This window comes from uncultured Halomonas sp. (assembly GCF_947501415.1).
Taxonomy (GTDB): domain Bacteria; phylum Pseudomonadota; class Gammaproteobacteria; order Pseudomonadales; family Halomonadaceae; genus Halomonas.
On record NZ_CANMVL010000009.1, the window covers coordinates 249,452 to 263,637 of the forward strand.

General features: G+C 66.1%; 10 protein-coding genes. 3 read left to right on the forward strand and 7 right to left on the reverse strand.

From position 1 onward, the window contains the following. The first annotated feature begins 100 nt into the window (after positions 1-100). The gene (locus Q0894_RS07295) at positions 101-1,501 is read left to right on the forward strand and encodes an amidase family protein (RefSeq protein ID WP_299233027.1); all 1,401 of its coding nucleotides are present in this window, start codon (positions 101-103) and stop codon (positions 1,499-1,501) included. Positions 1,502-1,532: 31 nt separating this feature from the next. Here the strand turns inward: Q0894_RS07295 and Q0894_RS07300 are convergent, their stop codons facing one another. The 7 genes from Q0894_RS07300 to Q0894_RS07330 form a co-directional block, all read right to left on the reverse strand. Beyond that, the gene (locus tag Q0894_RS07300; RefSeq protein ID WP_299233030.1) at positions 1,533-1,994 is read right to left on the reverse strand and encodes a hypothetical protein; all 462 of its coding nucleotides are present in this window, start codon (positions 1,992-1,994) and stop codon (positions 1,533-1,535) included. Positions 1,995-2,118: 124 nt separating this feature from the next. Then, positions 2,119-3,405, reverse strand: a complete 1,287-nt coding sequence (locus tag Q0894_RS07305; protein ID WP_299233033.1) for a DUF4236 domain-containing protein — start codon at positions 3,403-3,405, stop codon at positions 2,119-2,121. A 70-nt stretch (positions 3,406-3,475) separates the two neighbouring features. Beyond that, positions 3,476-4,909 carry a DNA recombination protein RmuC gene (rmuC, locus tag Q0894_RS07310; protein WP_299233036.1) on the reverse strand — a complete coding sequence of 478 codons (1,434 nt, stop codon included), beginning with the start codon at positions 4,907-4,909 and terminating at the stop codon, positions 3,476-3,478. A gap of 45 nt (positions 4,910-4,954) precedes the next feature. Continuing rightward, on the reverse strand, positions 4,955-5,854 hold the full coding sequence (locus tag Q0894_RS07315) for a hypothetical protein (RefSeq protein WP_299233039.1): 900 nt from the start codon (positions 5,852-5,854) through the stop codon (positions 4,955-4,957). Positions 5,855-5,971: 117 nt separating this feature from the next. Then, entirely contained in the window at positions 5,972-7,210 is a 1,239-nt protein-coding gene (locus Q0894_RS07320; protein WP_299233042.1) for a hypothetical protein, read from the reverse strand. Beyond that, positions 7,207-7,833: a hypothetical protein gene (locus Q0894_RS07325; RefSeq protein WP_366130979.1), complete on the reverse strand. Its 627-nt coding sequence runs from the start codon at positions 7,831-7,833 to the stop codon at positions 7,207-7,209. The genes Q0894_RS07320 and Q0894_RS07325 overlap by 4 nt, the downstream gene beginning before the upstream one ends. A gap of 71 nt (positions 7,834-7,904) precedes the next feature. Next, positions 7,905-11,582 (reverse strand): ATP-binding protein, encoded by a 3,678-nt coding sequence (locus Q0894_RS07330; protein WP_299233049.1) that lies wholly within the window; start codon positions 11,580-11,582, stop codon positions 7,905-7,907. 691 nt (positions 11,583-12,273) lie between these two features. Between Q0894_RS07330 and Q0894_RS07335 the strand changes: the two genes are divergently transcribed. Both Q0894_RS07335 and nfo read left to right on the forward strand, forming a co-directional pair. Continuing rightward, positions 12,274-13,227 carry a zinc metalloprotease HtpX gene (locus Q0894_RS07335; RefSeq protein WP_299233052.1) on the forward strand — a complete coding sequence of 318 codons (954 nt, stop codon included), beginning with the start codon at positions 12,274-12,276 and terminating at the stop codon, positions 13,225-13,227. Between the two features lie 64 nt (positions 13,228-13,291). Further along, positions 13,292-14,146: a deoxyribonuclease IV gene (gene nfo / locus Q0894_RS07340; RefSeq protein WP_299233054.1), complete on the forward strand. Its 855-nt coding sequence runs from the start codon at positions 13,292-13,294 to the stop codon at positions 14,144-14,146. Positions 14,147-14,186 lie beyond the last annotated feature (40 nt).

The window sequence follows — 14,186 nt, forward strand, 5'->3', positions numbered from 1 at the left end:
CATTAATAATATGGGAAGCTAACCCATCCCTCGCATCACACAGAGCTCTCTGAAGCCAAACCACGTCTCGATTCGTGACTGACAATAAGGAAATACAGCCATGACCGACTCCCCCCTCAAACTCCCGCTCCGCGAGCAGTATGCCGCTCTGCGCAGCGGTAAACTCACGGCCACCACGCTGGCAGAAACATCGCTGGAAGCTCACCGCATCCGCGGCCAGCACGATCACGCCTACATGACCTGGAACGGCGAGGCTGCCCTCGCCCACGCCCGGGCCACAGATCAAGTGATTCGTCAGGGGGGAGACACCGGCGCGCTGATGGGCATCCCCGTATCGCTCAAGGATTTATTTGCGGTGCCGGGGCTGCCGACCTATGCCGGCTCGTCCCGGCGGCTACCACCACAGTGGGAGCAGGCCGGCCCGCTGGTCAGGGCCCTGCTCGCCCAACTGCCCAGCGTGATGGGCAAGACCCATACGGTGGAGTTTGCCTTCGGCGGCCTCGGGACCAATGCCCACTGGGGAGCTCCGCGCAACCCCTGGGATCTTGAGAATCACCGAATCCCCGGGGGCTCGAGCTCCGGTGCGGGTGTATCGCTGGTCGGTGGAACCGCAAGCCTGGCCTTCGGGACGGATACCGCGGGCTCGGTGCGCATCCCCGCCTCCATGACGGGAGTGGCAGGCCTCAAGACCACCGCGGGACGCTGGCCGGGGAAGCAGATCGTGCCGCTCTCCCCGACCCTGGACACCCCTGGGCTGCTGGCTCAACGCGTCGACGACCTGGCGTTTGCCTTCGACGCCCTGGATGGTGCACTGACAGGCCGCGATGACCGCGTCCCGGCCCCTCCCACTCTCGCCGATCTCACCCTTGGCGTGCCCAGTGCGTTTTTCTGGGACGACTGCAGCCCAGGCATTGCAGAGAGCGTCGAACGCGCCATCCGCCAGCTCGAGGCCGCCGGGGCGCGCCTGGTGACCCTGGATCTGCCCAACACCGATGAGGCGTATAGGCTGTTCCTGGAGGGGGGAGTTGCCGCGGCGGAGCTGTCGGCCTTTCTCAAGACCGACCTTCCCGAAGCGATCACCGCGCTGGACCCCAATGTTGCCGCCAGGGTCGAGGCGGTAGACGACATGCCCGCCTGGGAGTACGTGCGTCGACGCGCCCTTATCGACAAGCTGTATGGCATGGCCGAGAGGGAGATCGCCGGTGTGGACGCCATGCTCACCCCCACTGTGGCGATCACGCCGCCCACCGTGGAAAGTCTGCTTTCGGTGGAGGCCTATGCAAGGGCCAATATGCAGGCGCTCCGCAATACCATGATCGCCAACTTCATGGGGCTGTGCGGCCTGACGCTGCCGGTGGGTAACGATAGCGCCGGCATGCCGGTGGGCTTGCAGGTAATGGCGGGGCCCCGGCAGGAGGCGCGACTACTGGCCATCGGTCAGAGCATCGAACAGCGGCTCGGTACTGGGATCAGCATCCTTGGTGAGCCGCCCGCACCATGATGATCCTTTGGCCTGGGCAGCTGAAGCGACGCTACGCTTCTGTCTCGGCCAGTGTCTTCAGCCGACCGACGCTCTCCTCCAGCTCCTCAACGACTCGGTCCATCGCCTCGATGCGGGCATCCAGATAGTCCTGGGCGTCATCATCGGTGGCATGACGGCTGTCCAGTCGTGCCTGGCTGGCGGCGCTCTTCAGCGCCCCCGCCAGGGCCTGCAGGCTCTCGGCGGTCCGCTGGGCCTGGGCGGCATTCTCCCGCTCGGCGTCGGCGCTGTGGCCAAAGAAGATAGGCACCACGTTGTCGTCGGCGTCGAAGGCGATGGCGTCACGCAGGGCCAGCTCTGCCGCACTGTAGCCGCCGGCACTGCTGTCGTCGGTGGCGCTGTCGCGCACCACCTGATCTGAATGGTCGAGAATGCGCCACTCGTAGGGCTCGTCGCCGTAGACCTCGATGCGGCCGGAGTCATAGGGGCGATCGATGCGGTATATGACGTTCATCACGACTTCCTCCAGACGGACGGCTGGGCGCCAGCAGGATGATTCGGCGCCGTTCTTTTCACTGATACCAGCTTATCGCGACGTTAAGGCCAGCATCTTGACCGGGCTCAGGCCCGCCCTTCGCTTATACCAGCTTCAGCGGCTCGATATCGCGAAAGATGCCGGTCTTGGTCATGTCCCGGCGCAGGGTGAAGGCCTCGAGCGCCGCCACCGGATCGATCTGTTCGAGGTTGTCGAACGCGATACGCTCCCACTGTTCCCGGGTCACCTTGACGCTATAAAGATACTGATCAGATTCACTGCCGGTCGCTGGGTCGGTGGTCTGGCGGTAGCCCGACACACGCGCCTCCTTGACCCCAGGCAGGCGGGCAAACACCGCTCCCAGCACGCGAAAGGCGATGCCATGCACGTGATCGCGATAGAGCTCGCGCTGACGCGTGGCACTCAGCCGGCGGGGCGAAAGCTTGAGCTGCTTGGGGGGCATGGCCCAGTAGCGGTCCGGCATCTCCTCTTCCCGGGGCAGGTCGATATCCACCGCAATGGTCGCGGTATTGCTGCCCAGCTCGAAGTCGACCAGCGTCTCGCGGGGCCAGTCGATCTCCTCGAGCCGCTCGCGCAGCGTCGCCTCCATGGCCTCTGGGTCATCCCACACTCCATCGCTCTCGCGCTGGTAACGGGAAAACTCCGCGGCATCATGCTCGGCCTTGCGCCACTCCCAGGCGCGATAACGCTCATCGAACTCGCTCTTGAGACGGGCATTGCGCGCCTCTCGGCGACGCCTCGCCGGCGGAACCAGGGCATGCCACCATACCGGCGACAGCGGTTGAAATGGCGGTGGCGGGGCCTCGTCGAACTCGCTGACCTCATAGCCGTTGGACTCGGGCGATGGGGTCTCCTCGTGCAGCCGCCCCAGTCCCTCGATCTCGGCATTCAAACGGTCACAGTAGGCCTGGAGCTGCTCGCGCAGGCTCGCCTCGGCATGACGACGAATGATGCGTGCCTCGGCATCACCCATGGGAGTGCCATCGTCGTGGAAGTAGTGGAGCTGACCGCTCTCGTCGACCTCCAGGCGAATCGGCACACTATCGCCCTCGGTCAACCGCGCCTCGAGCGCCGCGGCATCGCCATGACTACCATCGGCACGACCGCTATCGCCACGACCGCTATCGCCACGACCGCTAGGGGGCGCAGCCTTCTGGCGGCCGCCGCTTGACTCCCCGGTATCGCGGCCATCCAGACCCTGGCGATAGGCCAGGCCGGTGCCTGGCACCCCCACATGGCCCTGCACACCAGCGGGGCCAACGCTCAGGCTGGCCCCCCGTGGCCCCACCGAAAGGCCGAGCCCTCCCTTGCCGAGGTTGAGGCGAACACCCGGCGCCAGACGGATACGGCGCTGAAAACGAAAGGCCATGTCGGTTATCTACCATCCCTGTCGAAGTGACACTCAACGCCAGTCTAGCCCTCCCGGGCCGGCAGAGCATTTAACGCTCTTCTCCCGCTGTCGGCTCGATCTGACTGGCGGGCCCCGAAGTGCCGACCTCCAGCCGGGCCCGTTCCAGCACCTCGGCGGGCAGCTCCTTCTTCACCGCCACGCCCAGCTCGCGGAACTCGCTGGCCTGCTTGACCAGGTTGCCACGCCCGTTGACCAGCTGACCCAGCGCCTTGTCGTAGCTCTCGCGGGCGCCGTCGAGCTTCCTGCCCACCTCCTGCATGCTCTCCAGGAAGGAGGAGAGCTTGGTATGAAAGCGCTCGGCCTTTCTCGCAAGCTCGGCGCTGTGGCGGCTCTGATTCTCGAAGCGCCATAGCTGGCTTACGATATTCAGGCTGGTCAGCAGCGTGGTGGGGGTGGCCACCAGCACGTTGCGCTCGATGGCCCGCTGATAAAGGGTCGCATCGTGAAGCAGGGCCTCGATATAGGCCGACTCCACCGGGATAAACATGATCACCACCTCCGGGGAGTTGAGTCCCGGCAGATCATAGTAGTGCTTGTCCGCCAGCTCCTCGATGCGATCGCCCACGGCGCTGGCATGATCGGCCAGCGCGCGCTTGCGGGTCATTTCATCCTCGGCGTTGACATACTCCAGATAGGCGGCAAGCGACGTCTTGGCATCGATCACCAGATGGCGCCCCTCGGGCAGATAGACCAGGGCATCCGGGCGGCGCTTGCCCTGCTCGGTGGTGAAGCTCTTCTCGCGCTGATAGTCCACCCCTGCGCGCAGGCCCGCACTGTCCAATACGTTTTCCAGCATCAGCTCGCCCCAGTTGCCCTGCACCTTCTTCTGCCCCTTGAGGGCTTCGGTCAACTGAGCGGCCTGGTCGGTGATATCACGATTTAGCTGCTGCAGGTGCTTGAGCTCGGTGGTGAGGCTGGCACGCTGGGCGGTCTCCTGGGTGTGCAGGGTCTCGACCTTGTCGCGAAAGCCCTTGATCTCCTCCTGAAACGGCTTGAGCAGCCCCTCAAGGCTGCGCTCGGAGAGCGAGGTGAAGGCCCTGCCCTTCTGCTCCAGCAGCTCGTTGGCGAGGTTCTCGAACTCCACCTTGAGCTGCTGCTTGCTCCCCTCCATCCAGGCCAGCTGACGGGCGAAGTGAGCCTCCTTCTCTTCCAGTCGGGTGGTCAGTTCGCCATGGGTCTGCTTGAGCGCATAATAGGCGTCGCGGAAGCGCTCGAGCTCACGCCCCCTGGCCTCGACGGCCTCGCGCTGGGTCTCCACCTCGCCCTCCGCCACCTGCAGCGCCACCGTCTGTTCGCGGGCCTCCAGCTGCTGGGCGTGAAGCGCATCGCGGGCCACATCCCGCTGATGGCGCAAGGCGCCTAGCCGGCGCTGCTGGAGAGAGAAGGTGATCAGGACACCGACCACAAGCGCTACCAGGCCGGTCAGGGCATGGCGCATATCGAGCTGCTGAAGAAGTTCCACGGTCACGTCATCCAGATAGGGAAGTTCGAGGGCATCGGTGCCTAGTCACGGCGAGGATGGCAAACCATCGTACAGCGCCACCCGCCGCCAGCGCTCGGCATCGCCAAACCACTGCTGGCGCAGGCCGCGCTGGTCGTCCAGCAGAATCGCCAGCGAGTCGGCCAGCGGATGCGCGGCGGGCAACCCGGCGACGTGGGCTCGCAGTCGTTGCTGATCGCCCTGCTGCTCTGGCGGCAAGTGCTGGGGGTTGGCCCGCTCGGCAAGGACCAACAGCGGCGGCAGCAGCAGATGCGTGGCGCCACTGGAGAGCGCGATGCCGACCCCCTTGGCGTCGAAATCCCCCAGATAGAGATGCGGCTTGCCGCCCGCTTGCCAGGCCTCGGCCAGCCGTGAGAAGCCACCGCCATAGTGGCGGTCGCCACGGTAGAGCACCAGCAGCGATGACCAGCCCTCCAGGGCGGGAATCGCCGGCGAGAAGTCATAGAAGCCATCCAGGTTCTCGATCTGCACCAGCACCTCGAAGGCGTCGAGGTCGATATCCCGCCAGTCGATATCCGCTACCTCTCGCTCGCGCCGAACCAGGCCGACTCGCTTTCCCATCGCCGGCAGGCTGGCCAGCACTCGCTGCGCCCGGGGCTTCTCGCGCACCGCCTTGTCCTCGCGATTGCCAAGCGCCGCCTGCTGCGTGGTGCTCAGGCCAGCGAGGTCGGCCCCCAGGGCAGGCTCGCCCAGGCCGACCAGGGTCTCATCGATCACTCCAAGCAGCTCGGCGTCGAGTCGCAGCCGGTCATGGGAGAGACGCGCCCCAAGCTCGATATCGTGATCCCGGCACCAATCGACGATATCGTTGATGACGGGCCGGCGCTTCCTGTCCACGACGGGTCGGGTGGCCAGCTCCTGCAGGCCGTCGCGCAGCAGCTTACGGGCTCGGTTGGATAGCAGCATGGTGGGTACGCAGCCTGTTGGATAGCGGGTTGCTGGATATCGGTTTGTTGGATAGCGGTTTGTTGGATAGCGGTTTAAATATCGACATGGAGAGCGGCATGGCAAGCGCCTAGGCGCTTACGCCAGTTGCACGACGACGTCGTGGATCAGTCGCAGATGATTGTAGGGGCTGGCCTGGCTCTCCTGCTGGCTCAGGCGAAAGGCGCGTTGTTCGTTGCGGGGCAGGCCCTGGAACTCGGCGATCACCTGGAATAGCCAGATCTCCTCGCCCCACTCAAGCGCGCCTTCCTGCCGATACTCCAGGGCGCTGACGCCTTCGCCACCACGGTCCACCACCGAGAGGTAGAAGCGCTCCACCTCCTCCTTGAGGGCCTGGTGACGAGCGGCGACCAGGGCGTCCTCCTGGGGCGCGGCGGCACCGGCGGCGGTCACCGGCTCCGGACGCTGGGCCGGGCGCGGCAACCGGTGCAGCAGCTCGGTCAGCGCCCGGCTATCGGGATGGTGGTCCAGGGCCGCGGCACCGGCGGCGACCAGCGGCGTGGCGCGATTGACCAGCGCCGGCACCTCGCCGCGCCGGGCATAGTTGCCAGGCACGAACCCCGGGTGCTCGCGCAGGAAACCGGCCATTCCAGCCACCAGGCGGCTGCGCGACTGCTGCTGGCGGAAGCGTGCCATCAGCTCAACCATGCGCCGCTGCACCTCGCGCAGGCTGGTGTAGTGCTGGGTCAGCTGCTGCTGCAGGCCGCTGACCAGCAGCTTGCGCAGGGCGCCGTCGCTGCCTACCAGCTCGATCAGCTCGTCGAAGTCGATCAGCGCCAGCCCATCGAGCAGCCGTACGATCTGCTTCTGGGCACGCTCGTTCTCGCGGATCTTGTCGCCCAGCCGGCTGACGAAACCGAAGTCGCCGTTGAGGCGTCGCCACAGGCTGTCGATGGCATCGGCGAAGCGGCCGTTGAGGTCATCCACCTCCTGGCGAAGGCGCAACAGCTGCTGCTCCTGCCGCCAGTATTCACCGCCATCGCGGGCCTCGCGGTAGCTCTGCACCAGGCTGCGCATAAGCTCCAGGGTCTCGGCGACATCGGCGTTGACGTGGCGGCGACTCTCGTCGGCCAGCATCTCGGCAATCAGCTCCCGCACCTTGGGGGCGAGCTTGACGCCCCCCTGCTCGTCCGGACGCCACAGGATGCGGGCCGCCAGCAGCCGGTTGAGCGCAGTGGTGCTGAGCCCCTCCAGCGGCACCTCGTCCCGGGCGTAGCCCGCCATCAAGGCTTCGGCATGCTTGCCGAGCAGCGCCAGCCGCTCGACCCCGGTGGTGATCAGGCGGCTCTCCAGATCATGGGAAGGGGCATCACTCACAGCAGGCTCTCCTGGCCACTGGGCGCCTGGTCATCCACCGGCAGGTTCTCCTCGTCGCGAATGAAGCGCACCAGATCGATGAGGTAGTCGATCTTGGCGGTGACCAGGTAGTACTGGCGATCGGGATGGGGTTGCAGCAGATAGCCATGCTCCCTGAGCCGCTTGAACACCTGCTTGAGCTGGGCATCGAGCTGGTCGCTCTGGGAGCCGAAGAAGGGATCGCCCGCCAGGCGCTCGAGGCGCTCGCGCAGCCCCTGATGATCCTCACAGCGGGAGCTGAAGTCGGCGGGCTTGAGCACGTCACCCGGGGCGGCAGGGCCATCGCGCCCCAACGCCTCCTGCACCAGCTGCAACCACTCCAGTAGCGGGAGCAGGCTGTTGACGGTATCCGCCAGCTGTCGGGAGAGCTGCTCCCGGGCCCCTTCATCGAGGGTCCGCCAGGCCAGGAAATAGACGCTGCCCTCGTGGTTGGTGGCCAGTCGCCGATTGAGCGGACGTAGATAGGCATCGATCTGCTCGCGGGTCCGCTCGTCCTGCAGGTGACGAAAGGCGCTTTCGTCGCTGACCGCACAGAGGAACTCGCCGGCCAGCAGCCGCTCGACCAGGGGCCCCAGCGCCACCAGGGAGCGCTCGGGGCTCGCATGTGCCGAGATCATCGCCTCGTCGCTTTCCGCTTGAGGGTTCATGTCCTGGCTCATGATGCCACCTCCTCGGCGCGTGCCTGCAGGCGCTGTGCCAGGCGGCTCAGGCGTGGCTCGATACGCTTGAGCCGCCGCTTGGCGGGCTCGGCCTCGTCACGGTCGATCAGATAACGGTTATGGAACAGCAGCAGCACGTCCGACTCCGGGTTGGGGAAGGCGCCGACGATGTGAATATGGTTGTTGTCGCAGGCATCGAACAGCTTCTCGACGTTGTGGTAGGCGAGAGTACCGATCTCGTCGATCGGCCAGTGGATGGCGATCTCCGCCGGCCCGCGCAGCAGCCGGGTAAAGGCGAGCAGGAACTTGCACAGGATCAGATAGGCCATGCCGTGGCTGGAGGACTCCAGCAGCTGACGATCATTGCGGATCACCAGGTCGGTACCGCCCTCGTTGAGATGCAGCTCCAGGCGCAGCAGGCTCTCGAAGCTGTACTGCTGGTCACTGCGCAACAGCTCGACCACATCGGCCAGGCTATCGAGATAGTCGTCACCGGGAAGCGGCTGGCCCGAGTCGCGCCACTCGCGGTAGTGCTGAGAGAATCGCTTGAGCGGCTCCCAAAAGCCCAACTCGTCGATGGTGGACTGGATCTTCACCTCGGCGCGACCGATGCCCTCGAGCTTGAGATCGTCAGCCACCTCATCCGACAGGCGCCGGCTCTGGGCACTGATACGCCGGTTGAGGTCGCTGAACACGGTAAAGAACTTGTCGAGGTCATCGGAGAGGTTGCGCCCCTCCTGCAGCAGCTGCTGCTGTTGGCCCTCGAGAAGCTGCAGCATGCCGGCGATCACCGGCAGCAGGCGGCGCGGGCTATCGCCATCGAGCCGGGCACGCTCGGCCTCCAGGGTATCCTGGAAGTCGGCGCTGGCCCCCTTGATCAGCTCGGACTCCAGTTTCTCGCAGCCGCGGCGCAGTGCCTCGAGTTCGCGGGCATGATCGGTAAGCCCCTGGCGCAGGCGCTCGATGCGCTCCTCGGTATCCCCGGGCACCTCGCCGAGGGGCTCGGGGGCCGCCACCAAGGCGAGGGACTCGAGCTTGTCGAGCAGCGGAGCGAGGGTCTCCACCAGCCTGCTGGCCGCATCACGGCGGGCCGTGAGCTCATTCACCGTCGCCCGGTACTCGTCGCGAGCGGCGTGGAAGTCGGCGCGGTGCTGTTGACGTCGACGCTCGAGGGCATCGCGTTCGCGAGAGAGCTCGGCCTCCTTCTCCACCAGCCGCGGCTTGCGCTCGCCCCACTCCACGCGCATGAAGCGGGCATAGGCATCCAGCTCATCGCGGCGTCCCTCGGTATCGCGAATGCGACTGGCCAGGGCCTCCATGCGCGCACGGGTCTCGCGCACGCTGACCGGATCGACCCCCTGCTCCGCCAATTCGCGGTCGTAAGCGGCGTTGAGCTCGTCACGCTGGCGGCGGTGCTCCTCCTTGTGCTCGGTGAGCTGACGGCGGTGCTGCTGGATCTGTTGATCGAAGCCGGTCAGCCGCGCCTGGAAATCGGCGGTTAGCTCGAGGCGCTGGGCACGGTGGCCATCGGCCAGTGACTCCAGGGCCTGGCGCTGCTCCTCACGTACGGCCTGATGGGCGGCCTCCTGCTCGGCCAGCGATTCACGGCTGGCGGCCTGGCGCGCCTGCTGGGCGGCGGCATGGCGCTGCTGGCACTGGCTGCGCGCCTGCAGGGCGTAATCCACCTCTTCGGCGGCGCGGCGTCGCGTGGTGCGGGCGCGCTCCAGGCGGGCATCGACCTCCTGCACTCGCTGATGGCTGGCCCGCAGGGACTTCTCGGCCGCCTTCTCATCCTCCTGGGCTTCGCCCAGCGCCGCCTCGGCGGCAGCGATGGCGGCCTGCAGCTCGGCCTCGTCCTGGGCATAGTCGGGCGGTTCGATGGCAGCCAGATCCAGTGTCAGGCCGAAGAGGTCGTCGCTCGCCCTCTCGTTGAACTGCGGGGCGAGGTCGCGCCGCTCCAGCAGCTCGGGCGCCACCACCTTGCCCAGGGTCTGCTCCCAGCCCGGGCGGTGATGGCGCAGAAAGTGACGCAGGCTGCCCTGGGCGGGGTCGCGTTGCAGCTGCAGCGCCGCAAGGTGCGCCTCGGCGCGGGTGCGCCGGGCCCGGGCCCTCTCCAGCGCGTGCTCGGCGGCGTCGCGCTCCTGCTTGCGCCCATCGAGCTCGCCACGCAGCTGCTCCATGGCCGCCGCGGCAGACGCCTGTTCACTCTGGGCCTGGTCGACCCGAGCCTGGGCCTGCTCCGCCTCGCGGGCCTCTTCGGGGCTCTGGGCGGTGTGCGAAAGGCCCGCCTTGAGCTCGGCAAGGCGCTCGGTGATCTGCTCCAGACGGGCGCGGTAGTCATCGTCCAGCGCCTGGCGGCGAGCCTGATAGTCGGCATCCAGGCGCCCCTCGGCCTCACTCTGCTGGTCGCGGCAGGCCTCCTTCTCCTCCCCCAGGGCATCGATCAGGCCCTGAAGCTCATCGCGCCGCGCCTCGAGTAGGTCACCCAGCTCCACCAGGCGTGCCTCCAGCTTGGCCTTGCTCTCCTTGACCGCCTGCTGCATCACTTCCAGATGATCACGGAGCTGCTGCTGCTGCTCACGCCACTGGGGCAGCGCCTTGAGATCCTGCTCCAGACTCGGCATATCGGCCGCCTCGAAGGCCTCATACTGGCGCTGCAGGTCATCGAGCACGCCGCGGGTCTGCTCCAGCTCACTCTGCAGCTCGCTGGCGCGGTCGTTGTAGGCATCGCGCTGCTCGCGGTAGGCCGTTTCGCGGGTCTGGAAATCACGCTGTCGCTGCTGAATCTCGGCCTCACGCTCGGCCTTCTCGCGCTCGGCGCGGTGACGATCGGCCTCCAGCTGGGGCTTGAGCTGCCAGAGCGAGGCCTCGAGATCGGCGATCTCGCGATCCAGTCGCTCCAGCTCACCCAGTGAGCGCTGCAGGGGCTCCAGACGCATGGACTGGCGCATGCGGGCGATCCACTCACGGGCCTTGGTGTTGCGAATACGGGTCACCGGCAGCTCGACGCCATCCTCCTCGAAGATCGCCGCCAGCATGGTCTTGAGGGTGTCCATCTTGCCCTCCTTGGCGTGCACCGCCGAGACCAGCTTCTCGATATGGCGGATGCGCTGACCGGGCCGCACCAGGCTGAAGCGAGCGGCGGTCTGGCGCAGGCGCAGCCCCTCCTTGCTGTTGCCCCGGGGCTGACTGCAGGTCTGGGTGAAGTCATTCTGGATCACCGCACGATACTCGGAGGTGGCACCCAGCTTGGGCGAGACCGATACCCCCCGGCGGCGCAGGCCATTGCTCCACTGGGCATAGTCCAGCGCCACCACGCCGGCGTCGCTCTGCACCAGATAGTCCTCGGGCCGGTAGGCATCGCCCACGAAGCGGTACTCGACCCCGCCCTCGGCACGGCGGGTCAACACCGCCTGGCAGAGATCCCCCTCCTCGCGACGGTACTCATACACGAGGTAGCTGTTGCGATGGGGTAGATAGAAGGCATCGAACTTGAGGCGTGTACGCGGCACCACCCGATTGGGCAGCTCACCATAGAACACCGGCACCAGCCGCTGGAGGGTGGTCTTGCCCGAGGCATTGGTACCGCAGATATTGGTGTGGCCATCCACACTGAGCTCGACCACTCCCTCGAGGTGGCCGTGGATCATCACGATGCGTAGCAGCTGGCCCATGTCGCGTCCCTGGTCGTTGGCAAACCGATCACCGACCCGTCGCCGGTGAGCGCACATAGTGCCGGAGGCGTAACCTCATCTCAATTGGACGCTGTCGTCAGCATTCCTTGCCGAGCCGGGGGCCGCGCTAGCTAACAGGCATGCAGAGAGCTGGAAGTAAGTTGGGGAAAGGGGCGTGGTGAAGGTTGCATCGCTATCGCAGATGGCAGCAACACTCAAGGCTGTTCCGGCGACAGGCCGTCGAGGGGGCGCTACGAGTACTTCCTTGTAGGCTACCTCGGCCATCCCTGGTCCTCGGACCCCCTCTCCGACCTGCCCCCGGAGCCTTTCACTATTCATGCTTCCGGAAGCTGCGATAGCCCTGAGAAGGGTCGGCCGTCCCTGGCCCGTGAGCGCTCAGTCGATGTAGGTGCTGAGGGCCTCTTCAGACGCCTTGATCGCTTCCGCCTGACGCAGCAGATGCTCCAGAACTTCCGGAATGTGAATGGGCAGTGACATCGTGACTCTCCTAGTTGTTTATCCGGCTAATAAAACGCATCACTGCAGGGTTTTCAATCCTTGGGAAGTATTTCCATAAAATTTTTACGTGCTGACATACACTGTTACATACAGGGTTGCCGCCTTGGTCAGCGGCCAGGGCTATCACGGGTCTGCCGGGGCCTTCCCTATGGCCCCCAACAGGAGATTCGCCATGCGCTCTCGCCTCACCGCCCAACGGCTGCATAACACCTGCCAGCACCTGCTGATTCTGGTCGGCATGTCGATACTGCTCGCCATGCCGGCCTGGCTGCTGGCGGGCCCCGTGGGCGTACTGTGGGTCTTCGGCCTGGTAATGCTGACCCTCTACCTCGGAGGACGAATTCCGGCCAGGCTGGTGCTGGCGCGCAGTGGCGCCGGGGCGCTGCACCGACATCAGGCGCCGCAGCTCTACCGGGTGATGGAGCTGCTCTACCGATGCGCGGGGATCACCCAGCCACCCTGGCTCTTCTATGTTCCCTCCGCGGATCTCAACGCCTTCGCCGTGGGCGATGCCCGGGACGGTGGCATCGCGATAACCGAAGGCCTGCTGCACAACCTGCCCCTGCGCCAGCTGGCCGGCGTGCTGGCCCATGAGGTCAGCCATCTGCGCCACGGTGATACCCGGGTGATGTCCATGGCCGCTACCATGACGCGACTCACCGTGTGGGGGGCCATGCTGGTGCAGCTGGCGCTGATTGCCCTGCTGCCGATGGTCATGGCCGGCGAGATCCGCATGCCCTGGCTCGAGCTGCTCGCGGTCGGCCTGGCGCCTCTGGCCAGCTCCCTGCTGCAGCTGGCCCTGTCGCGCAACCGCGAGTTCACCGCGGACCTGGAGGCGGCGGCACTGACTCGCGACCCGAAGGCACTGGCCGAGGCACTCTCTCTTCTGGAACAGCGCAACGGCATCTGGCTGACGACCCTGTTCGGTCGCCGGCAGCTGCCGGGCTGGCTGCGTTACCTGCAGACCCACCCGCCTACCGGCGAGCGAATCCAGCGCCTGATGGCGCTGGCCGAACGCCAGGGCCCCAGGCCACCCTCAGGACGACCCTATCGCCCTCGTGAACCACTGGTGGAGGCGCGCCCCGAACGACGCGGCCATCGCTACTGGCTGGGGCGACGACCTTGAGAGTTGCCGTCCCGCCCTGGACGCCTACAATGCCGCGACATCAAACCGTTACAGGGAGAGAGCAGTGAAATTTATCGGAGCCCATGTCAGCGCCGCCGGCGGCGTCGACAAGGCGGTCGAACGTGCGGTGGAGATCGGCGCCAACGCCTTCGCCCTTTTCACCAAAAACCACCGCCAGTGGCGGGCCAAGCCCCTCACCGACGAGGTGATCGAGGCCTTCCGCAGCGCCTGCCGGCGCCATGGCTTCGGACCCGGCCAGATCCTTCCCCATGACAGCTATCTGATCAATCTGGGTCACCCGGAGGCCGAGGGACTGGCCAAGTCACGGGCGGCGTTTCTCGATGAGCTGCAACGCTGCGAGCAGCTCGGCATCGATCGCCTCAACTTCCATCCGGGCAGCCATCTGCGCAAGATCAGCGAAAGCGACTGCCTGGCGCGCATCGCCGAATCGCTCAACGAGACGCTCGCCCAGACCCGTGGCGTCACCGCGGTACTCGAGAACACCGCCGGCCAGGGCAGTAACCTGGGCTGGCGTTTCGAGCATCTCGCCGAGATCATCGAACAGGTGGAGGACAAGTCACGGGTCGGGGTATGCATCGATACCTGCCACGCCTTCGCCGCCGGGTACGAGCTACGCACCCGGGAGGCCAGTGTGGCGATGCTCGATGAGTTCGATACCGTGGTGGGCATCGAGTACCTCAAGGGCATGCATCTCAACGATGCCAAGAGCGAGTTCGGCAGCCGGGTCGACCGCCATCACAGTCTCGGTCAGGGCAATATCGGCAGCGACTGCTTTACCGTCCTGATGCAGGACCCGCGCACCAACAATATGCCGCTGGTGCTGGAGACCATCGAGCCCGCCATCTGGGCCGAGGAGATCGCCTGGCTGCGTGCCCAGGCCGCCGCGTTGGCGGAGTGACCCCTCGGCTCGATTGACCGCGGCGCCCAGCGCGATGCAT

Coding starts and splice junctions, on each gene's coding strand:
- Q0894_RS07295 (WP_299233027.1), top strand. CDS start 101: ATGACCGACTCCCCCCTCAAACTCCCGCTCCGCGAGCAGTATGCCGCT.
- Q0894_RS07335 (WP_299233052.1), top strand. CDS start 12,274: ATGCGCTCTCGCCTCACCGCCCAACGGCTGCATAACACCTGCCAGCAC.
- Q0894_RS07330 (WP_299233049.1), bottom strand. CDS start 11,582: ATGGGCCAGCTGCTACGCATCGTGATGATCCACGGCCACCTCGAGGGA.
- Q0894_RS07305 (WP_299233033.1), bottom strand. CDS start 3,405: ATGGCCTTTCGTTTTCAGCGCCGTATCCGTCTGGCGCCGGGTGTTCGC.
- Q0894_RS07315 (WP_299233039.1), bottom strand. CDS start 5,854: ATGCTGCTATCCAACCGAGCCCGTAAGCTGCTGCGCGACGGCCTGCAG.
- Q0894_RS07300 (WP_299233030.1), bottom strand. CDS start 1,994: ATGAACGTCATATACCGCATCGATCGCCCCTATGACTCCGGCCGCATC.